We start from the raw sequence: 22,567 nt of genomic DNA, 5'->3' as shown, positions 1-22,567 counted from the left end.
TCATCCCTCGCTGCGCGCGATAACGCGGCCTCCCTGTGCCTGAATACGTTGCTCCGTCTGCTGCAGTGCCGCTTGCCGCTGTGCACGATGTGTCTGTGCCCATGCACGCAAGGTGTCAGACAGTGTCTGCACCGTCGCCTGGCGCTGCTCGGCGTCGTTGCCCAATACCGCCGCCTGCCCACGGGCCTGCGCTTGCGCTGCTCCTGCATGCGCGATGCGATTGGCGTTGGCTTGTTGCAATGCGGTGGCGCCCGCACCCGCGCGCACAAAGCCTTCTCGCGAGGGATTGGCTTGTTGCGCCGTGGTGCCAAGGGCTCCGGCGTCGGCCTGCAAGGCTTGCTGACGCCCTGGCGAGGCGGCATTTTGCGTGTTGACGCTGGTTTCCATTTCGCCAAAGGCGGCGAGCAGGTGGCGGCTGTCGTGGTCCATTTTTTCCATGTCCCGGCGCACGCCGCTGCCTTCGGGCAACAGGTACGAATACTGGGTGAGATTGAGGAACGCTCCCAGCGGTATCGTAATCACGCTAAGACCCGCCATGCGATTGGGCGCGCCTGCCAGCGCGCTGCTGGCAGCCTGCGCGCGTTGCTGTTGGGCCTGGTTGGCTTGCTGGCGCCGTTGCACTGCGGCCTGATGTGCGCTCACTGCAGTTTGCGCGCCGGTCATCTCCTGGGTTGCACGAGTGATCGGAGCGGTGTTTGCCTGATGCTGCGAACGCTCCCTGGCCATCCTCGCTGCTTCGTTTTCGGCCTGGGCGCGTGCAGCCAGGATCTGCAGGATCTCGTTTTGTATATCGATGATCTGCTGTGGCGTTACCGGCGGTGGTGTATAGGTGGGATTGACGCGAATGACCACCGGCTCCAGTCCTTCGCGAAAACCCCGCACGAAGGCATTGCCTGAGCGTGGTCGGGCTTGCGCGCCGCCGGCTCCGCTTGCCGTACCGCTGCCACCCGCACTGCCACCTCCCGTTCCGGGCGCAGGATGGGGTCTGGTCAAGGCCGGTGGCAAGCGCGGAGTTGGCATACGCGATGGTTGTGCGGGCGTTGCAGATGATGGCGCACCGCTCGGTGTCGCTGGGCTTGCGGGGACTGCTGCAGATGGCGCAACAGTTGCTGGGGATGTCTGGGTGCCGCTTGGCACGGCGGTAGGTGCAACGTTTGCAGGGGGCGTCGAAGATGGTGCGGCGGTTGACGTCGGCGTCGCGTTGAGAGGATGGGCAGCGGGTGCGGCGTTCGGATTGCCTGGCGTGGGGCCTAGCAACGAGGGATCGATGATGACCTTCGGCAGACCGTCTTGCGGTCGCGCGCCACGCACCGGTCCCGTTGGGCCGCCACTGCCAGGACCTGAGGGCGGCGGTAATGGCCTGCCCGAGGCGTCATTGCGTCCGGTGTACACGTAGATGGTTTCGTCGTGACCGACGGGGCGCCGTCCTGCGGCGTCCTGCAGCAACAGTTGCACCTCGGATGGTGGCAAATCCGGTGTGTACAACCCGGCTCGCGCACTGGCTTGCAGCTCTTCATGCCAACGGTCGGATCGAGTCTGGCCAGCCTGGCTGGCTTCGAGATGACCGATGACCTCGTGCCCCAACGCGGCCTGATCGGACAAGGCGGCGTTGGCCGGGTTGCGCAAACCGGGGGGACGTTGGCCTTCCGGGCGTGGGAAGACATTGGGACCGACCGTCACCACGCCGGTTTGCACATTGACGTGCGTCCGCGCGTTGTTGTCGACTCTGATTTTGTCGCGTGGCACATGGAATTGCTCAACCAGGCGTCGCACGAACTCTTCCTGCTGTGCTGGCGTCAGCGGTTCGTTGCTGCGTGTGGGGCTGAGCTGCGCGGCCATATCGTAAATATCGCTGTGCGTGTTGCTGGCTTGCGCGTCGGCTATGCCATAGCGGTCTTTTCCGGATCGCGATTCAACGACGTGCTGCGGCTCCGGTGCTTCTCCTGATTGACGGTGCTCGGAAAGCCAATTGAAGATGTCATCTGACATTTGCTGGCGACGCTGGCGTTCCTCGGGAGACGCCTCATGCCACGGCTTGGAACTCTCGTCGCGATTGAGCATATTGAAGATGTCATCTGACATTTGCCGACGACGCTGGCGTTCCTCAGGCGACGCCTCATGCCACGGCCTGGAACTCTCGTCGAGAATTTCGTCGAGGATTTGAGCTCCACTGGGCTGCCTCGTGGCACCGTCTGCCTCACGTCTGGACGCGGTCTCGGCGAGAATTTCATCGAGTAGCGAGGCAGGATTTTGCTGGCTATCGGCGGGATTGCGGAGCGACGGTTCGTCGACACCTCCACGCGCGTGAGCTTCCGGCGGCAGCGATGCACTGTTGGGTATCTCGACTTGTGGCGGTACTAAAGGTGGTGGTACTGCCGCTGGAGGCGTTCCCGCTTGCGGAACAGGCGCGGGACTTGCTGTAACAGGCTCCGTCACCGATGGGATCGTAGGGCCCGCAGCGGATGACGCAGGAGATGGGGCTGCAACAGGTGTGGCAGCGGAAGTTGGAGTAGAAGCTGGAGCTGGAGCAGGGGTTGCGCTTGGGGCCTGCGCGCCTGCGTTAGGCGCGGGCGCAGCAGCAGGTGAGGTCCCGCCGAACTCGGCATCCAGCTGGCCATGCAAGGTCGCCAAATCCGTATCCGGCGCTGCCGTGGTTCGCCGTCCCGATGCGGTTTCAGCAGCTTCGAGCCTGGTTAATGCATCCAGCACCTCGTTATTGCGGTATTGCTCATGCAGGCGTCCGGTCTGATCCAGGATCACCGCGTCGACCGACGCCGGATCGTAGCCGGAACGCAATCGCGCATCACGGCTGGGCTCGATGATATCGGTGGTCCAGTTGGCCGGACGTCCTAGGCCACGCAAGCGTTGGATTTCCGGTACATCGGCTTGCGGATCGATAAACGTCGCCTGGGTATGCGGTCGCGCGGGATCGGTTGCAGTAGCTTTTCCGGTTTCCGCCAACACGGTGAGCGAATCCAGGTCAGGACGCCTGAGTACCCCGTGGGGATCAGTCATTTGATCGCGAATCTTTTGCTGCGAAATCACGTGATCGCGTTGCACGTTTTGTCCGAGTGCGCCGCGATTGGGAACTTGCTCGTCGTACATCCAGGGTCGATTGAGTTCCGGCGATGCGGGAATGAAGGCACGCTCCGGTTGACCCGGCACCGGTGTTCCTACCGGAGGCGCAACACCTGGCGGTGGAGCGCCGCGGCCATAGTTGCGGTCCACCACGCCCTGCGCAGGTGTGCTGGTTGGCGCGGGCGCGGCGGCCGAAGTGGGTGTGGCTGCTGGTGCGGGTACGGCCGCCGGTGCAGCGGGCGTCGCCGTAGGTGCTGGTGTTGCTGCGGCTGCGGGTTCTGTCGTCGCCGCTACCCGCGTTGCGTCGGGCGCCGCTGAGGTTCCGGAGGCGGGTGGCACATTGCCGGGATCTTCCACGTGCATGACGGGTTCGCCCGAGCCCTGCGCAGGAGATGGTGCATCCGGCGCTTGTGCTGGACGTGGTCCAGCGTGTTCACCCGCATCGGTGACTGGCGGTGTTGCCGTAACCGTCGGCCCTTGGCCACCGCGTGCTGGTGGATTGGGATGATCACCCTGCTGCCTTGGCGGGGGATGCGGCGAGGGCTTGCCTGGGCGCACGTGCGCCAGCTTGCCCCCGGCTAGGCCGCCCAAGGCGCCGCCCGATGCGGCGGCCGCAGCCTGCAGATCCGCACCGTCGGCTTCCACTTGGGTTGGATCGGCATCGGTGGTGAATTCATGCAAGGCGCGAAACGCCAACCCGACCGGATGCAATACCGCCGAATTGATCCCATCCAGGATCATGGTGGCCGCACCGATCGCCAAGGCCACTTCAGTCATGATGCCGGCCAGGGGCGACAGTACACCGGCAGTTGCGACGGCGAAAACCCACAGTCCCACGGCAATCGCTCCGCAAATGCCGGCGATGACATTCAGGATATTGGTCGTGACATCGATGATTTCGGAAATGCCGTCGATCGTGTTGGCGATCCTTTCATAAGTAGAGCCGCCTTGTCCGATACGCCCGATACGCCTACCGGTGCCCTCCCAGTCGCGCGTCGCAAGTCCGTAGGCTGCAAAAGCGCCGCCGATCATCGCGCCTACGCCGGGTAGTGGCGAAAATCGCAGGGCGCCGCCTGCAATACGCCCGCCAAAGCGACGCATCGCGTAATCCACGCCGCGTAACGCCGCGCGCGTACCCACACCTACGCCCAAGCCCATCAAAAAGCCGGTGCCGACGCCTTCGGTAAAACCGGCGCCGGCTTGTTCGGCAATAAAGGCTGCACGTTGTGTGGATTCAGCTGCGCCCACGCGTTGTGACGCAGATGACCAGCGTTGATGTTCGGCCAGTTCTTCGTCGATCAGCGCCAGGTCACCGATCTCGGCCGATGCCAGCCCACTGTCCGCACCGCCTGCTGCGGCACCACCCTGGCCCGGCGCGCCCGCTCCAGCCCCCGTTGCACCGTGCGCATTGCCGTGGGCGGGTGTGCCGCCAGGGTGTGCTGCTGCGCCACTTCCTGGTGCACCGCCTGTTTGGGCTGTCGCAGCACCTCTTGCGTTTGGAGTGCCGGCTACTGCGTTGGGCAGGGCGGCGCCAGCTGTTGGCGTGCCGCCTTGCGGTGTAGCGGGTAATGCCGCGCCAGATGGGCTCGCAGCGGCCGGATCGGCAGTGGGTGAAGCGGTTGCACCCGCCGCGGGAGTCGCGGCATCTACAGCTTGCGCTGCCGGTACCGCGGCAGGTAACGGAGTGTTGTCGTTGTCGACATTGGGCGGTGTGGCGGCAGGCGGGGGAGCCGGTGCTGGTGCAAGCGGCAGGGCAGCCACCATGTCTTGCCGCAAGCGCTGTATGGTCTGGTTGCCGGCGATCTGCTGCAGGCTGCTCGGCAACGCAGGCGAAGGCGGCGCGGATGCCGCAGGCTCGGCGCGCATGCGCGTGGCCGGCCGTGTAGCGTCTGGGCTCGGTGCAGGCACTGCTCGCGCGGGCTCGCTCATGGGTGCAGGCGCATCGCACTGGTAGGCATGAGCATGGGCGCCGTCGTAAGGGCCATCGTTCAGCGCCGCAGCAAAGCGTGGTATTGCTTGAAGTCGATCGGCGAGGGCGCTGTCCCCTGTTTCGCCATTTGCCGGGCCAGTGCGCGGACCACATGCTGCATGCCTATCGCTTGTTGTTCCTGTGCCGCCAGAAAAGCGGCATCCAGCGCCGTGGTACGAATATCACCGCCGGGAAGTTCGAATTGCCGGGCCAGAAACTCGAAGTCGACATCGGGCTGTAGCGGCGCACGCTCGGGAAACATGCCGCGCCATAAGCGTTCGCGCAGCGTTGCATCGGGCTTGGGAAAATCCACCACATAGTGCATGCGCCGGGTAAAAGCTTCATCGATATTGCGCTTGAAGTTGGTGGCCAGCATCACCACGCCGGAATGCTCCTCCAGCTTTTGAAGCAAGTAGGCCACCTCGATATTGGCGTAGCGGTCATGCGCATCCTTGACTTCCGAGCGCTTGCCGAACATCGCGTCAGCCTCGTCGAAAAACAGCACGGCGTTATGGGCGCTAGCCGCGTCAAATATGCGATCCAGGTTTTTTTCCGTATCCCCGATGTATTTGCTGACGATGCCGGAAAGGTCGATGCGGTAAAGATCAAGATCCAGTTCATGCGCGATCACGCTCGCGGTCATGGTCTTGCCGGTTCCTGATGCGCCAGCAAACAGCACCCTCATGCCGCCGCCACGGTCACGCTCGAGAAAACCCCATTCGTGGTAAACGCGATGGCGATAGCGAATCGCCGCGGCGATTTCGCGCAGGCGCTCCAGAACGTCATCGGGCAAGACCAGATCACTCCAGTCGCAGGCACGGTCGATCTTGCTGGCCAGCGCGCCAAGCTGGCTTTGCAATTGCTGCCGTGCTGCATGGCGAAGCAGCTTGGCGTCAAAGCTGGGAAGGCCGTGCAGGATGCGTAAATCCTCGGCGTCCGCGATCGCAGTTTCGATTTGCCTGGCACTGAAGGCGAATCGCTCGGCCAGCACGGCGCAGTCTTCCGTACTCAGCGTGGGAGCTGCCTGCTGCCACAGTGCGGCGCGCGTGGTGAATGAGGGGGCCTGCAGGCAAAGCGGCAATGCCCGCCGTTGCCCCAACAGGTCGCGCCAGGGTGTCTGGGCATGGACGGCAATCAGCATGGGCGAAATGGGCAGGTCCAGGCAGCCGTTGAGTTCCGCAGGAGCTTGCATCTCGCGCTCACCTAGCGCTTCGAGCCCTTCCAGCAAGAGCACCGTTGCTTGCAAACGGCATTCGAACGCACACTGCTTGAGTGCTTTCTGCAGGGGGAGCCCCTCGCGGCGCAGAACGGCGAGATCGAGGCAACGCCAAGGCAGGCCAAGCCGGTCGGCCAGGCCGACCGCTAGGCTTTCGCGCTCGTAGCGTGTTGCCGCCTGCAGAACCAGTACCGGGGGATCGTTTGATCGAGGGCCGAGCAGCTGGATTAGCCGTGCCAGTAGCTGAGCATCATGGGATAGGGGCGCGGTCGAAGATGCATCTGACTTGCGAGTGGTGCCAAGGAGGTGACGCACCAAAGCCGGATTGGGCGCAAAGCCGGTGTTGAGTAGCGAGGGGCGGCTGCTGGGGACTTCGATAAGCTGCAGTACGTCGATGCGGCGCAGGCGATCCAGTGCGGATTCGACGGCGGCGGCGTCGCCAAGCAGACGTCGCGCCAGGTCGGTCGTGGGCCATTTGCGCGTAATATCGTTGTTGAGGTAGGCGTATAGCGTTTCGTATTTGAGATCCAACTCGGGTGCCAGCGCGATCAGAATCAGGTCTTCTTCGCATGGGGCAAGCGAGAATGCCTGCCGCAAACGCTCCCATTTCGGTTCGTTGTCGCGTACGATTTCATCACCATCCGTTGCGATGTCGTCGCATTCTTCCAGTCCCGCGTTGGCATACGCTTGCGCGATCAGCTCGTCGACCTGCGCGTCACTGATATATAAGCCGCGGAACTCATCCAGTGACATTTGATAGCGTGCGCGAAGCCGCAGTATCTCGCGCTCGATCAGGCGGTCGAGGCGCGCCAGCATGGTGATTGGATAGAGGGCCGGGGCAAGGGTCATGGGCTTATTCCCGGCTGAAAAAGCGCAGCGAAGGTGTGCTCAGCCAGGGGATTTCGCTCTGGCCACGATTCAAACCGGCGAGGTTCAACAGCAAGGCCAGCGGCGGACGTTCCAGTGTCACTTGCAGATGGCCGTATTCGCTACCGGCGTGCGGGTAGTCGATCTGCGCGCCGATATCGAGAAATTGCGCGTGCAGATAACTGGCGCTGGAAGCGGCGAAGCCCGGTATCTTTTGTGCGAAGTAGCGCATCAGTTGTTCCGCGGTCATCACGATAGCGGCATGCCATGGCCTGGACCATGGGCTGGCTGGCCGTGCGAGGAACTGTCTTTCGGTATTGGGCAGTATTTGCTTTGCGCCCTCCATCGAGCAGCGTCGCCACCGGCGCAGTCGCTCAGCTCCAAGGCCATGCAGCCAGTCCGTGATGGTGTCGACCGACACGCGAGCATCGACACCAAGCAAATGGCGCCATAGCGGATCGGCAAGAAATGCGCGCATGCGTTGCGCGCCTTGCGCGTGCGCCAGCAATAACCAGCGCATCGCTTGCGTTGCCGGCAAGGGGGGCGCATCCGTCGCCTGCAGATCGGGCCAGTCCTGCGTGTGTTCATCCAAGTGCATGTCGTCCAGGATCGACAGCAACATGAATGCTCCACCGAATGAGGTATAGGCGTTATCGACAGGCACGGCCGTCGCTGGCATGTCCATCACCGCCGCCAGTTGTTGCATGCCGTGGCGGCGCACTTCGAGTGGCAGTCGATGCAGCCATTGCAAGTAGGTATGGCTTGCCGGCGGTATTGCGTCCTCGAATGCGGCAATCCATGCTATGCGTTGCGCTGGCGGAAGTTCGCGCATGATTTCGATCAGTGCGGCTACTGCAATGCACGCAGAGACGCTGGCCGTGCCGCCGCCTGAGCTGATGGACAGGTAAAGCCACAGCGCATGGTATTCGATCGAGTACGCGATACCAGGCGATTGCATGGCCGCACGGAGCGCTTCTGCAAAGCACGTATCGGCATTTGCAGCCGGCTCGTCCCAGCTTTGCAGCAAGCGCTGAATGTCATAGGCGCTCAGCGCGGCGAGCACGCGACGTTTCGATTCGTTGTTCAGGGCAAGCAAGGCGTTCAGCCCAAGAGCCGGTTCTTCGGTCAAGGCTGTGCGAATCGCCATCGAAGCAGGCAGATGGCGCAAGCCATCGAATGATGCGTAATACCAGCGCTGCCATGCGTCGCCTACGGCGCAATCGTTGACGAACCGTGCGAGATAAGCCGCGCGATCGCGAAAGCGGATGACATTGTCGTTTTCGCCTTCCGCCAAGGTTTTGGCAAGCGCGGTGCCTAAGGCTTGTGCACCGCGACGTGCCAGTTCATCGATATCGGCAGCACTGTCGACCTGCCATTCCAGGGCGATATGGCGGATGAAATACAGAGCCTCCGCTTCAAGCGGGGCAAGCAATAGGGTCTGGATCGGCGCAAGCGCTGCAGCAGTGCGCGTACGCAGGGCCGTATCGAGCTTTGCCTGCACCTGCCGCGGGGATGGATGCGTCGCCGAAACCAGGTAGCGGTTTTGCCAGCGGCGGATATGCAAGCTGCCATGCGCGGCAATCATGAGATGCTCACCGCCGTGCAAGCGCGCTGCTGGCTGGACGTTCCACCTGCAAGGCTGGAACATCCGCGCGCACTGCCTTTACTTCCCAGTAGAAACGTTGCGATGGATTATCTGGCGTAATCATGCGAACGTTGAAGCTCCCATTGCGTACTGCCGAGCTTGCCAATGACGATATCGGTTCATTCGCTTCGTAGATGGGAGTGATTTGCACAGTGCGTTGAGTAGGAAGCGTCAGCGGCTCGAAGTAATCGGGCAGAGCGACGGTGGCGATTCCGCCAGCCAATTGGCTTTCGCCTCGGTAATAGACAGCCGCCTCAGGACCTTCAATAGCGCAATGAACCAGATACTTGCCAGTTGCGTCTTTGGGATGCGGAATGAGAAAGGGTTTGAATTGAGCGTAGACGGCGCCGGTGGCATAGAAGTCGCCCTCGACTTGCAGGTTTACCAAGGGGTTGGTAGTGCCGATGCCGATGCTTCCACCCATGAAAGAGGTGACATTGCCGTTGTTCTTGATCACGAACAACTGGTCGCTGCCACCGTCGTATTCGATATCGCCGCCGTTGCTGAAGAAGGACATGTTGCCCTGGTCGGCTTGCTGGCTGTGCAAGGCCAGCACGGGATTAAGCGAAGGATTGCCGGATACCGACAGCGATCCGCTGATGCTGGCGCCTGCGTCGACTTGCAGATTGTTGGCGACGTGCAATTGGGCATTCGGCGAGGTGGTGCCGATGCCGATGGTGCCGCCAAGGAACGCGGTGATATTGCCGGTGTTGTTGAAGACGAACAATTTGTCTTTGCCGCCGTCGTAGACGAAATCGCCTCCGTTGCCGAATATGCGCAGCATTCCCTGATCGTCTTGGGCACCTTGGATAACCAGGCTTGCATCGAGCGTGGTCGTGCCGATCGCCACCGACCCCGCGAACCAGGCATTACCTGCACCCGGGTCGCTCCAGTTGTTGTTGCTACCCATGCCACCGATGTTCAAAGAGTCGCAGGCGAATTCGCCCAGCGCACGTACGCCATCGATCAACTTGCTCTGGTCGAGGTTGGCATTGAGCCAGAGCGTGCTGCCGTCATTCCAGATCAGGGTGGCGTTGTTGACGAGATTGAGCGGACTGCCGCCTTTGATTTTGTCGAGTGCCAGGTCGCCAGCAACCTGCAGGGTAGCGACCGGCGTAGTGGTGCCGCCGATGCAGGTCAGGCCGTTGTCGCGTACCGTAAGGAACGGCACGATGTCCTGCAACGCGCCCTTGCTGTCTACATTCACGTTACCCACTGCGAATGCATTCTTGCCGGTGGCGCCGTCTTTCGCTGCAAATAGAACTTGCAAGTCGCTGCCGCCGGCCTTGTTACCGTCGACGCGGCGAAGCGCTTCAGGCACGCCATCGCGTTGACCATCGGCGGCGCGAAAATCGAGCATGCCGTTCACCAGCCGCGCATCGCCAAGTACGCGCAGATGGCCTTCCACCCATACCAGGTCGTTGGCACTCGGATCGGTAACCAGCGGCGGCTGGAATTTCGCTTTCTGTGGATCGCGGTAGCGGTCGCGCAAACGGATCGCGCCGTCGGCTGCTTGCAGGCTTTCGGCCACCACGCCCAGATATTGGCGGAACGCGCGAATGGTGTCGGAGTCCTTGGCCTGTTGTCCGCTCGCACCGCCGCTGTCGTCGCGCGGAACAAACTGACCGGGCTGATTGCCCTGTTGGAACCAGCGCACCATGCCGATCGGAATCAGCCAGCGACGCTTGTCGCCCGCTTCGGGAAATTGCTGGAACGGAATGGATTCGTCGTAGACGATGGGTGCGTCTGCGTCGAATTGCTGCAGTGCTGTCCTGGCGTCGAGCTGTCGGCCGGCCACGGTAATCGTGTCGTGGGACCCCTTGGTGGGATCGCCAGCTACCACTTCGTAGGTTTCTGCAATGCGATTGGACGTATCGCCGCTGCATAGCGCGAAACCCTGCGGCGTGCTTGGCGTGGCTGCTTCCTTATAGCGCAGCCACACTTTGATCAGATCGCCATTGTCGGATGTATTCAAGAAGTTGGCGAATTGATTGACGCTGAGCTTGACCGGCGCCGCCACCACTACCGCCTGGCCATAACCATCCCAGGCAACGCCGGGCATCATTGCGACATCGACGGCGCCGGACGGCAAGCTGCGCTCCACCAAGTCCAGGCCGATCGCGATGCCCCAGGTGTGCGCACCCAAGCCATGGCGTGCCGTTTGCACATGCTCATAGAGCACGGCTGCCGTGAGATCGTCGGCGCTCAGATATTGGCCTGCGAAGAAAACCGGACGCTCGCTCTGATTCATCGCCGTCTCCTCAAGGCTTGGTGTTGCTGCTCAACTTGGCTATCTGCGCTTGCTGGTCCGCAACCTGCTTTTTCAAAGCGTCGATCTGGCTGGCCAGATCGTTGACGTTCACCGCTTCATTGGATGCCGTCGTTCCATTCTGCGCGGGCTTCGGCGACAGGTCGCGCAGCCACGGCGCGATCACCTGGCTGATCAGCAAAGCTTCTGTCGGATGGCTCATCTCCTCATCGCTGAGCAGGGGCTTGTCGTAGGCGTCGTGCAGGCCAAGCGTGGCCAGGAACAGGCTTTGCGAATCGATGCGGTGCTCGGGATGAGCGAGCGCATCGCTCAGCAAGGTGGCGAAGGCCGGCGGCGTATTGTTGACTTCGTCGAGCTTCGCAGTTGCCGGTTGTGCGCTCATCACGTAGCCATTCTGCTCATACTTGATATTGACGCCATGCCCCCATGATCGGGTGTTGCAGCACATCAGCTCGAGATAGCGATGCAGCATGTCGAACAGGCTGCCGTAGCGAGTGCTGAAGGCGGATAGCCAATACTGGATGTTGGGCCAGGTAGGCAGAAAATCGCGGACGCTGACATTGCAGACCTTGCTTACGCGGCAAGTACCGGTGGAAACCGTAATCGTCGCCAGCGGCACGCAATCGGCCATCGCCTGGGCGGGGCAGGGTGGCAGCAGCGCGGCGCATAGGCATTTCTGCTTGATTTCCGCTGCCACCTTGCTCAACCCATTCATGGCGTAAGCGTAGCTGTCCGCCTGCTTCTGCCAGTTGGTTTCGTTGCCGTTAGCACCCGTCAATGGCGCCGGGATGCCTACCGCTCCCAGTCGTGCAGCCAGTTCGCAGTCGTAAAAACCCTGTTCCTGGATGAATTCGGCTAGCGCATCGCGCAACGAGGATAGCTTGCCGTAAAGCTGTTCCTCCGCGAAGCGGTTGTCGCCGAACGATCCTTGCAGTTCATCCAGCATCGGCTTGATGCAGCACAGATAGCGCTTCATCAGTGCGCCGTAGCTGCGCTGATTGAGCGCATTCCTGGGGATTTTGTACGCCTTGAAGCTGTAGCCCTCGCAGATCAGCGTGGGCTCGCAGGAGACCGAGGTTCTCTTGGGCGTGGTGGTGGCGCTCTTGTTTGCGCTACTCGACTGGCAGCCGCAACTATTGGTGCTACTTGTTGTGCCGCCACATGAGCAACCACCACTGCCGCCGCTGCCACCACACGAGCAGCTTGGACCATTCGCCGATTCGTGCAAGGCGCCGACACCGCGCGATGGTTTCTCTGTGTAGCAGATCGCCAACACCCAGTCTTCGCTGCCTGCATCGCACTGGTTTTCGGTAAGGGTGGCGGTGTTCTTTTCGGCGAACAAGTCGGAGCAATCGCTGTCGGTTTGCGGCCTGCATTGCGCGATCAATGCGCACACGTCAACCGTGACGTTGTTGCACACCACGATGTCGTTGCCGCACGGCGACACCGCATAGCCTGGCTTCACCGTCACCTTGCCCGAACCGCGCTGTGTGGCGCAGCCGTCGCAAACCACTTCGAGCCCGCAGGCGACACCGGTGCCGACCAGATATCGGTTATGCAGGCGGTTTTTGGCGACGATGTAATGGTCCAGGCGATTCAAATCTTCGTCGGTCAGCAATTGACCGGCGAAAAAGCGTGGACGGCAAAGGCATTCCAATCCGCCGCAGGCAGGGCATGCCGGCGTGGTGTCGCACATCGGCGTGCTATTGCAGTCCGGAAGCGAGATCGAGCCGCGCGTATAGATAGGTGAAGTGGTGGCCATTAGCGTGTCCTCGTCGTGGACGGCGTGGCAGGTGCCGGTCCGTGGATGGCGTTCGCGATTGCGGCAGTGATCGAAGTCATGAGCAGCTCATCCGCGCTTGAACCAGCTTTCGAACAAACCGCCCTGGATGCCAAGCTTCGGATCGGCGGTGACTTGTCCGGTCGGAAAGACGTGTCGCACGAACTGACCCGACACGGCCGATTTGCCGGTTTTGTCCAGCACGAAGTCGCAACGCAGGATTACCCAGAACTCACGGAAGTTCTCGGCGATCTGCGGAGGCGGTACGAAGGCGATCGCTTCAGTGAAGTTAGGTGAACCGCTTGTATAAGTCGCGGAGGTCACCAGGTTTTGCGCCGTATCGACCGTCGCAACAACGGGCACTACCTCGCCGATGAGCGGACAGCGGCACAGGACTGGGTTTGCAGCCGTGGCATTGCCGGAACCCCATGGCACCAGCACCTGGAACACGTGCGGATCCTTGACGCTGTCGTCGAATGTGATGGGGCCATCGAAGGCGATAACGAAACAGGCATCGTTGTTGCCGTTAGGGCCAGGGGTGAGATAGCTCATCTTCCACGGCTTGCCATGCTGCCAGCTCGTCGCAATGATTCGCCGCAGGCCGGTTTGTAGGCCGGGGCCTGGGTCGCCCTTGAGGCCGGCATCGCCTTTATCTCCCTTATCTCCCTTATCTCCCTTATCTCCCTTATCTCCCTTATCTCCCTTATCGCCCTTGTCGCCTTTGTCTCCTTTATCGCCTTTATCTCCCTTATCGCCTTTAGGGCCTTGCGTGCCACCTTTGGAGAGAACGCAATCGATTACTGCCTTGATCACCTGCGTACTGGGCAGCATCACGCGGTCGGTGAGGTTGTCGATGATTGCCGTGCCTGCGGCGGGTGTTGGAGCAGGCGTCGGAGTCGGAGTCGGAGTCGGAGTCGGAGTGGGTGTGGGTGTGGGTGTGGGCGTAGGCGCGGGAGCCGATGCTGGCGGATCCACCAACTGATCGCCTGCCACGTACTGGTCGATCGTTGCCAGCACCACGCAATCGGGTTTATCGCAATGGGGGCAGCCATCCAGGCTTTGTTGCCAAAGTGCATCGCATTGATCGGGCGCGGGCGAGGGCGACGATAGCTTGGGATCGACCAGCACGCATAGCTCGAAGGATTCGAGAATCCGGTTAGGTGCGCAACGCGAATCGTCGCAGCCGCATTCGTCGTACAGCACCGGTATGTCTTCGGTAGGGCATTCGCGATAGCGGATGCAGATCTGCAGCGTGTGCGGATCCTTGTCCTTGATCGCGGCCACCGCGGGTTGTGCCAGCACGTCGAGGATCTCGCGGTCGTTCACCACGATATCGTGGCCGCAGCAATCCACGGCGGTGCCAGGTTCTACGTACACGTAACGGCTGCGGCAGTTGGGATTGTCGTGTTGCGTGACCTTCAAGCCGCAGACCACGCCTTCGCCATGCAGAAGCTGATTGTGGTGGCGCAGTTTTTCGACGACGTAGCGTTGTTCGTCGATGAAGTCGCGCGCCAGCATCAGCTTGCCGGTCCAATAGGCATTGCGGGAGAACGGTTCGTAATCGCAAGCCGGACACTTCGCCTGAGTGACTTCGCTGGGATCGGCCATGGTCTCGTTCTCCTGGGCGTGCATGCGGTGAAAGGTTTGGTTAAAGGGTTGGCGGGTTACCGATACGGCTGTCGCGGCCGATCCGTGCCGCGGGCGGTTTTGCCGGTGCTGCACCGGTCAGCACGGTGCCGTTGCCTAGCGCGTTGCCACCGAGCGCCACGCCTTGCGGCAGGCGCGCGATGACGCTGTCGAAACCGATCATGGATTGCACGCCAATGCGCATGCGTGGTTCCACGTACTCAATGTTCGCCAGCACGTAAGCGGGGCATTCACTGCGTAGCCATTGCTGCAGTGACCGGCGCTGCGCGGGATCGCGATAGCGCGCAGGCACAAACACGGTGATCTGGTTGGCGTCCAGCAGCACCGGATCGCTGGCTGCATCCGGCGTGGTCAGCAATCGTGTATCGCCGGTGCGCGCATTTGTGTTCAGTTGCGAACGGTTGACGAGGCGCCGTCCCCACAGCTCGGCTTTTTCGCCCAATCGACCCGCCCCCAACTGCAACCAGCGCCGCAGCTTGAAATGCTCCAGCACTAGCGGCGGCGGTTGGTAGGGCACGCAGGGTGGAAGGGGGCGGCAATTGCGCGGTTCCTCGTTGCATCGATGTGCGGTGGGGCGCCGGGAATAGCGCTGTGCCGCATCGCCCCAACCAAGAAAGAGCAACAGCATGTCGCGCAAGCCACGCGGTGTGCCACGTCGCGCATACAGTTTGCCGGCACGGCGTACGTAGTCGCGTTTGCGTGCTTCGCTCCAGTTGCGCGGCAGACTCAGGCCGATCCAGGAGGCCAACCAGCTCAAAAAATCGATCCTGGCGTTACCGACGGGCTTGGCTGGCGTGCTCATCGGATCGAACCAGCGTGGCAGGGTATCCACGCTGTGTTCGATGCTGCGCAAGGTGGTGTCGAACAGTGCCAGGAAGCGCGCAGTGAAATCCGCACTCACCGGTTCGATGGCAAACACCGCCGGCAGATAGCGCAGCGAGGTGATGCGTGGAAATTCGACTTCCATCGCGCGCAGCACAGGTGTGGCCTTGCCCGTGCCATGCAGCGCGATGCGTAGCCAGAGATAACGTCCCGGCGGACTACGGATCAGACCGTCCCACGACCATGCCTTGCCGGTGCCGTTGCGAGGCGGCGTCAAGGGCTGTGCGAGGGTCAGCGGTTGCCATTGCGCAAAACCGTCGAGTTGATCGCCGTTGTAGATTTCGTCGGCGCAGAAGGTTTGCGCAAGCACCGAACAGCCCTGCGGCAGCTCGCCGCGCAGCAGCAGGCGATGCCATTGGCAGTCGAGCAGCTTGCTGTCGAGCGGGCCGCTGACGAATGACGCGTCGGTTTCAAAGTACTGAACCGGTGCAGCGGGTGCGACTTTGAGTGGATCGCCATCCGCATCGAAATAGCCGCTGACTTCGCCGGCAAGCGTGGCGCACAGTGCGCGAAGATCGAGCGTGCCATTCGCCAGCACCGTAAACGGCAGCGCAGCAAAATGTTTCGCGCCTGCCTCCACGCTTTGCGGTGGCAGCAGCGGCACGCCGTCAGGCTGCATGGTTTGCAGTCGCGGTGTCTGTTTGACCGGGTCCAGATCGACCACGTAGATCGCGCCACAGCGATCTACGCTTATGAAAAGAGGCTGGTTGAAGGATGGCCCGCGCGTGCCGCGCCAGTGACCGTTGGCGCCGAAGTGATGCACGCATTGGTTGGCGATATCCGTGACCCACACGCCGCCATGCGCGTCGCAAGCCACGGCGCGCGGTTTCCAGTGCGGATACTTTTCACGTGGTGGACGCAGATGCCCGCGCAGCGCATAGCCATTCAACAGGAACACGCTTACCCGGTGGTTCTCGCCGCGAATGCGCTCGCGCAGGGCTTGCCGTCGCGGGTTGCTGCCGGTTTGCGTAAGACCGTCCAGGCCGCTGTCGCAGATATAAAGCAGGCCCTTATGCACGGCGATGCCGCCTGGCTTGCGCAACTGCCTGGCACCGCCGCCATGGCCGCCGATACAGGGCAGCGCGACGAAACCGCAGCGGCATGGATCGAAATGCTTCAGCCGATAGCGGAACGCGTCGAGCACGTAAAGGCTGCTGCTGTCGTCGATGGCTGCGCGCCACGGTGCACACAAGCCACCGAAGCTGCCCGATGCCTCGCCGAAGCTGCGCTCACTGCCTGCCAGCCACGGCAAGGTGATGGCGCCGTCCGGCGTCGTGCGCACGCCGCTGTCGTCGAGCATGCGCCAGCCGACCCGTGCATTGAGCAGCAAGGAAAGCGGATCGTTCGGCAATTGCGGGGGTGACGGCACGCGTGCCGGCGCGCTGGGTGCCACCGGCGTAGATGCGCCGGGTTGAGAGACAAAGGCGCTCACGCCGTCACCTCGCTGGCGTAGTTGGCGAGCACGGCGTGTTGCACGGAATACAGCAGTGCATGTGGCTGGATCGGAATATCCGTGCACGGCGCTTGCGCATCGCCATCGAGCACGATGGTGAGATCGGTAATGCTGGTCACGCCGTCGATGGCGAGCAGGCGCTGGTAAATGCGCGAGTAGTAGATGGTGCCGCCGAACGGCCAGCCGTCGCCTTGGTCTCCGCCAATGAGCGGGTGGAAGTAATCCAGCAGCGATTGCTCGATCGCGACGCCGAGCGCCACCAGATCGGCATCGTCCGCGGCCACCACGTCGCCGGTGATCTGCACGAGCTGGTACAGCGGCCGCAGCACGAACAACTCCGTGGCCAGCAACCGGCGTGCATCCAGATAACTGCACACCGTACGCAGCAGACCATCGCTGGCCTGCGGTGCTGGATCATCGGTATCCGGCACGATCACCACCGATATCGTGCCTGGTACCTGCAAGCCGGGAAATTGTGGATGAAAGAACGGTAGCGCCTTGGCCCGCGCCACATTGCCTGCCTGCGTGGCGAGATATTCGAAATCGCTGTTGCTCACCGCGCGATCCTGGCTGCGCAGACTTAATGGCGCGCGCTTTTTGGCCTGGTCCAATGTTTCCTCGTCGCGGCCGCCATAAGCGGCAAACAGATTGCCTACGCCGTTGCTGTCGATGCCGTCGATCGGCGAGGTCAGGGTATCGATCAGGCCGGCCGCGACATTGCCGCGCTTGCCGCCACCCACCTGATAGACACGCGCCACCACATTGCCGCCCGGGTTACCGATAAAGGCCACCGGGATCGCGCCGTTGATGCCATCGCCGCAGAGAATCGTTCCTGCGGTGCGGTCGAGTACATACACCATGTCGTTCGGACCCGCGCCGAAAAAATCGGTGACTTCGGTCCAAGTGTCGAAACCATCGCTGCTCTGCTGGATCTGCAGTTGCAGAGAGCCGGCGACCACCGGCGTCGCGCCGAGCTGGAACGTCTGATTGCGGCTGCCGTCGCTGCCGCCCAGCACTTCGTTGCTGATGGTTTCGGCTTGTTGGACCGCGACGGAATTGGTGCGTATGGCCAGTAACGAAGGCGGATTCAAATATTGGCTGGACACCACGCGTGCGCGTATCCAGTAGCGCAGGGTGCTATCGGTGCTGCTGCCACTGAGCTTGGCCGTGGCGGTGATGCCGCCGGCAGGCAACTTCAAAGTGACGTGCCCGCTGCGCGTGAACGCCAGGCTGTCGTCCTTGAGCACATTCAGCGGCAGCCAGTACGTGCCATTCCAATATTCCCAGGCCAGGTTGGCCGGCAGGGTGATGTTGTCGCCGCAGCCATACCAACCGCTCGCCTGCGGGTCGCTTTGCACGCTGATGGAAAGATCCAGCAGCTCCGAAGGCAGTGCCGCGCTGTCGACGAAGCCCAGTGCAAATTCCGCGTCCTTGGCCGCTTGCGCGCCAAACGGTTGAAAACCGGTGACGCCGTCGTTGGCCGAAGTGATGTCGCTGTAACCACCGCCGCCTTCGGCGCTGAGCAACTGATCCAGTTTTGCGCGGAATGCCTTGAGCGAACCGACGGTTTCAAAAATCAGCGGCGGTCCGCCGTCGCCCGGATCGGCGCTGAGCTGCACGCGCGCCGGTACCGTCACCACGCTTTGCGTGCAACTGGCCAGTACCGGCAGCGTCACCTCGGCGGAAGCAGGTGACGCCGGCTGCAGCTCGATGCCAAGAAGTTGCAGAAACTTGATGTAGTTGAGCTGCGGCACCAGGTTCATGCGATACAGCAGCATGTCTGCCAGCCAGGCGAAGACTTGCGCGAACGTCACGCCCGGATCGTTGTCGTTGACATCGGTCCAGGCGGAATCGCCGGGCTGCCACTCCGGCGCATAGCGCGCAATGCGGTTCCGGATCTCGCTGACAATATCGTCGTAGCTGCGATCGTCGATGATGGGCAGCAGATTATCGAGCGGCATCAGGCTGCCTCCTGGATGTAGAAGGGATAGACCATGTTGCCGATCGCGTTGTTGCTGCGGATGCGGTAGCTGACGCGGATCAGCAACAGGTTGTCCTGGTTCGGCTGGCTGTCGGCGCTGACATCAAGCACGTCGATACGGGGTTCGTAGGTGGTCAAGGCCTTGCGCACGTTCTGCACTACGCGTGCGCGCGTGACCGCGTTGTTCGGCGCGAACACAAGATCCTGGATGCCGCAGCCGAAATCGTCGAGCATCACGCGTTCGCCTTTGGCGGTGGAGAGAATCAGGTAAATCGACTCCTCGATACGCTGTTCGTAGCGCGATCGGGCAATGCCGCCGCCGGCTGTGACCTGCAGCGGGAATTTCCAGCCGATGCCAAGGAATTCGCGGGTGTCGTCGCTCATCGTTCGTCCTCAACCCGGTAGTGATTCCACGATGCCCTGCAAACCTTGCACGGCGGACTTGACCCCGGCGACGGTTTTTTCGATGTCCGCCAGTTCGTTGGGAATCGCGCTGAAATCGGGCAGCTCCAGCGATTGGCCGATTAATCCGCCGATGATGCCGATGATCATCATTAAGGCTTGCAGCGGTTGCAGCGATGACATCGCGTTCTTCATCGCCGCATCCGCGCTGTCGCTGGCGCAGGTCAGCGTTTGCAGCAATGCCGGATTGCCCTGGGCCGCATCGAAATCCAGCGTCAGCTTGAATTTGAGAATGCTGTCGATCTGATTCAAAAAGCACAGCAGGATGTTGATGATCAACAGCAGGATGTGCTTGAGCATTGCGAGCAGATTCGGAATCTGCAGTGCCGGGATGCAGCCTTCCAGCTTGGCAATGGATTCAAGCAATTTCGGCACGGCGGTCAGAAGCTTGGTCGGGTCCGGCACTGCGGTGGCGAAATCCTTGATCTTGCTGATCACATCAAGAATCTTGAACAGACATGCCATGCTGGCGAACAAGGGGCCTAGCTGGATCAGCAGGTTCAAATTCAACTTGCAATCGGTTGGCGGGCCGCTGGCGAAATCCACGAATGCGTTGAGTTGCGCGCCGCCCAGCAGGGGAATGCTGGGCAGATCGCCAAGCGCGCTCAGTTCTACACAGGGCGCATCGGCAATAGTGAGATCGATGTCGGTAGTCATGCTGCGCTCCGGGTCAGATCGGCGGGCCAACCGGCGCGACCAGGCGCCCGTTGATGGTGACGTTGGGTGCGTTGAGCTGCAGCTTGCCGACGGACTTGATGGTGACTTGGCCATTGGCCAGTTCGACCATGTTGCCGTGGGCATCCTGGATGCGGATAAAGCCCTTGTCGGCGCCTTGTGCGGGATTGTCGTAGATGACGATCTGGTGGTTGTTGACCGAGCGAATCACGCGCACTTCGCGCTTGTCGGCCGGCGGCAGGTCCTGGCCGTTCCATAGAAAACCCACCACATAGGGCTGCTCGAAATCACCGTGATCGAAGGCGACCAATGCTTCGTCTTCCAGCTCCGGCATCACGTACACGCCGCGCTTGCCGCCGCTCATGGGTGCGGCGATGCGCGCCCAGTTGCTGCGCTGCGCTGGCTGTTTCCACGGAAAATCCAGCTTGACCCGCGCCTGCGTCGGATCGATTTCCTTGACGATGCCGATCACTACGCCGTGCATCGTGCTCATTGCAGACCCTCCAGGCTGCCGGTGCTTTCGCGGCGCGCATTGAAATGCGTGACGTAGCCGCCGTCGCTGATGCTGTGGCTGGTGTCGAGGATGAAATAGGGGCCGTCGAAGCGTGCGCCCAATCCCTCGATCACCACCTGCCGGCCCGCACGCAGATCGGGCAGGCCGACGCAGCTGCCGCTGGCCTTGACGATTTCCTTGAGCCGATCCTTGAGGATGCCCTGCGCCATGCGCTTGGCGTCGTCTTCGCTTTGCACCGGTTTGTTGACGACGACTTCGTCATGCGCATCGGCCGCATCGATCAATGGATGCAGATCGGCGTTCACCTTCATGTCCTTGTCGTCGATGCTCGCTTTGACCGAGATGGCTTTCTTGCGCGCCGGGTCCCAGCCGTTCACGGTGACCGAACGAATTTGCCTCGCAGTGGTAAGCGTCGGCTTGAATTCGGTCAAAGACGCGCCCCAACGCAAGCGGAAGGTTACGTCGCGCATGCCCGGACCCATGCCATCGGATGGCCCGAAGTACACGTGCTGTTGTTGTTGCTGGGGATCGCTGGCGCTCGGGTCGCCTTCCGCCAGGTAGAAGACATAACCCAGCTTCAGCGCGCGCCCCATCAGGAAATCGATGTCGTACTGGTTGTTTTGCGCGACATAGGGAAGGATCGCTTCCTTGTCCCTGGCCTGGCTGTTGATCACCAGCGGCATCGGAAAACGCTTGGCGCCGCCGGCGGCGCTGCCGTCGGTACGCGTGGCGATGTCGGTGGCGATATCGCTGTCGCGCTTGTTGTTCCAGGTGGTGCTGTATTGCTTGCGGCGAAGCTGGTGCAGGGCATTGAGTCCGCGCACGGTCAGCGTGGGCGTACCGGCATTGAAGTTCGGCTCCAAGGTGGTGAACGTGCCTTTCATCATCAGGCGCATGTCGGTGGCATAGCCCATCCAGACCTCCACCGTTTTATCGGTGAGGTCGAACAGGCCGCGTTGTGTGCTCGAGGTTTCAGCGCCGACGTATTTGAATTGACGCGTGCTGGGATCCCAGTTGTTGACGGTGATCTCGAAGCCGTCGATTTCCTTGATGTTGTCGTGATAGGTGATCTGGATGACGTCGCGCAGCACGTCCCTGGGCAAACCGACGCCCTGGATCTTTACCTGGAACTGCGGCACGTAGAAACCGTGCTGCAGTTGAGATTCGTCGTAGAGCGAGGTCAGTGTCGAAGCCATGGGCTGTCTCAGCTGATCTTGGGGATGCGCAGGAACACGCCGGCGCCGAGCCGACGCGGATCTTCGATCGTGTTGTTCGTGGCGATGTCCCGCCATGCACTGGTCTTGCGGTAGTACTGCCAGGAGACGCTGCTCAAACGGTCGCCGCGCTGCGTCACGTAGCTGTGGCTACGATCGGGCGAGCTGAGATTGAGTTGCCAGAGCTGGTCGTCCAGCGTCTTGTATTCGCGCAGTGTCAGGGTAAGCGTGGCGCGCAACGGCGTCCCGTCGGGAGCGAACAAGGTGAACTTTTGCCGGATGCTTTCCACCACGCACTGAAAACTGTTGCGCCGCTGGTTGCCTGCGCCGGCAAGCAAATCGGCACCCGGGAAATTGGGGCTCCAGATGAACGTACAGATAGGTGGCGCATGGCCGGAAGGTTCGATCTTGATCAGCGAATACACCCGGTCGGAGACCGTGGTGACACTGACTGCGCCGTCGCCCATGCCTTGTTCGGTGGTGTCGCAGAACAGTTCGACGGTAAGTTTTTCGTTTTGGCCGCGCACGAATTGCAGCAACGGCGAATCCAGGCCGGGGATATTGATCTCAGCGATCTGCGCAGCTTTCTCCAGCGAGAATTCGGTGGGATTGAACTGCACCTCGAACTCGTCGCTGGCGCCGCTTGGGTAATCGACCAGCAGCATCGCTTTTTGCAGCTGTTCCATGCGGAGGCTCCTTTAGTCGCCGCGACTTTCTTCATCGCGCTCGGCAACGACGCCGGCGGTCACTTTTCGTTCGTCCTCGCAGCGTTTCCGGTGCGCCTCGCCATCGCGAACCGCATGGGCAACGTGCTGTACCAGGCGTTGCATGGCTTTGGCGGAGAGCGGAAGGTCGCTATCCACCGTATGTACGGTGCTTGAGACTTCGCCGATTTCGATGCTCATAACGCCTCCG

General features: G+C 61.7%; 14 protein-coding genes. All 14 read right to left on the bottom strand.

Features of this window, described 5'->3' with window-relative positions; genetic code table 11:
* A complete protein-coding gene (locus QQJ96_RS17765) occupies window positions 1-4,944 on the bottom strand; it encodes a hypothetical protein (RefSeq protein WP_284333363.1) in 4,944 nt (1,647 codons plus the stop codon).
* Window positions 4,945-5,066: 122 nt separating this feature from the next.
* The gene (locus QQJ96_RS17760; RefSeq protein WP_284333362.1) at window positions 5,067-7,112 is read right to left on the bottom strand and encodes an ATP-binding protein; all 2,046 of its coding nucleotides are present in this window, start codon (window positions 7,110-7,112) and stop codon (window positions 5,067-5,069) included.
* A 4-nt stretch (window positions 7,113-7,116) separates the two neighbouring features.
* Window positions 7,117-8,715, bottom strand: coding sequence for a hypothetical protein (locus QQJ96_RS17755; protein ID WP_284333361.1), 1,599 nt, complete (start codon window positions 8,713-8,715; stop codon window positions 7,117-7,119).
* A gap of 7 nt (window positions 8,716-8,722) precedes the next feature.
* The gene (locus QQJ96_RS17750) at window positions 8,723-11,026 is read right to left on the bottom strand and encodes a hypothetical protein (RefSeq protein ID WP_284333360.1); all 2,304 of its coding nucleotides are present in this window, start codon (window positions 11,024-11,026) and stop codon (window positions 8,723-8,725) included.
* A 10-nt stretch (window positions 11,027-11,036) separates the two neighbouring features.
* Window positions 11,037-12,806, bottom strand: coding sequence for a hypothetical protein (locus tag QQJ96_RS17745; protein ID WP_284333359.1), 1,770 nt, complete (start codon window positions 12,804-12,806; stop codon window positions 11,037-11,039).
* A gap of 87 nt (window positions 12,807-12,893) precedes the next feature.
* Window positions 12,894-14,432: a hypothetical protein gene (locus tag QQJ96_RS17740; RefSeq protein WP_284333358.1), complete on the bottom strand. Its 1,539-nt coding sequence runs from the start codon at window positions 14,430-14,432 to the stop codon at window positions 12,894-12,896.
* A gap of 40 nt (window positions 14,433-14,472) precedes the next feature.
* Window positions 14,473-16,785 (bottom strand): phage tail protein, encoded by a 2,313-nt coding sequence (locus QQJ96_RS17735; protein ID WP_284333357.1) that lies wholly within the window; start codon window positions 16,783-16,785, stop codon window positions 14,473-14,475.
* Entirely contained in the window at window positions 16,782-18,767 is a 1,986-nt protein-coding gene (locus tag QQJ96_RS17730; RefSeq protein WP_284333356.1) for a putative baseplate assembly protein, read from the bottom strand. The genes QQJ96_RS17735 and QQJ96_RS17730 overlap by 4 nt, the downstream gene beginning before the upstream one ends.
* Entirely contained in the window at window positions 18,767-19,171 is a 405-nt protein-coding gene (locus tag QQJ96_RS17725; protein WP_284333355.1) for a GPW/gp25 family protein, read from the bottom strand. The genes QQJ96_RS17730 and QQJ96_RS17725 overlap by 1 nt, the downstream gene beginning before the upstream one ends.
* 9 nt (window positions 19,172-19,180) lie before the next feature.
* Window positions 19,181-19,906 (bottom strand): hypothetical protein, encoded by a 726-nt coding sequence (locus QQJ96_RS17720; RefSeq protein ID WP_284333354.1) that lies wholly within the window; start codon window positions 19,904-19,906, stop codon window positions 19,181-19,183.
* 13 nt (window positions 19,907-19,919) lie between these two features.
* On the bottom strand, window positions 19,920-20,417 hold the full coding sequence (locus QQJ96_RS17715; protein WP_284333353.1) for a phage baseplate assembly protein V: 498 nt from the start codon (window positions 20,415-20,417) through the stop codon (window positions 19,920-19,922).
* Window positions 20,414-21,634 carry a phage late control D family protein gene (locus tag QQJ96_RS17710; RefSeq protein ID WP_284333352.1) on the bottom strand — a complete coding sequence of 407 codons (1,221 nt, stop codon included), beginning with the start codon at window positions 21,632-21,634 and terminating at the stop codon, window positions 20,414-20,416. The genes QQJ96_RS17715 and QQJ96_RS17710 overlap by 4 nt, the downstream gene beginning before the upstream one ends.
* A gap of 8 nt (window positions 21,635-21,642) precedes the next feature.
* Complete coding sequence (locus QQJ96_RS17705) at window positions 21,643-22,338, bottom strand: CIS tube protein (RefSeq protein ID WP_284333351.1); 696 nt, start codon at window positions 22,336-22,338, stop codon at window positions 21,643-21,645.
* 12 nt (window positions 22,339-22,350) lie between these two features.
* Complete coding sequence (locus tag QQJ96_RS17700) at window positions 22,351-22,557, bottom strand: hypothetical protein (protein WP_284333350.1); 207 nt, start codon at window positions 22,555-22,557, stop codon at window positions 22,351-22,353.
* Between the last annotated feature and the right edge of the window lie 10 nt (window positions 22,558-22,567).

Origin of the sequence: Dyella flagellata (assembly GCF_030160275.1) — a bacterium.
Classification (GTDB): Bacteria; Pseudomonadota; Gammaproteobacteria; order Xanthomonadales; family Rhodanobacteraceae; genus Dyella_B; species Dyella_B flagellata.
The sequence above is the reverse complement of the archived record's forward strand: the minus strand, read 5'-3'. Positions and strand labels throughout refer to the sequence as shown.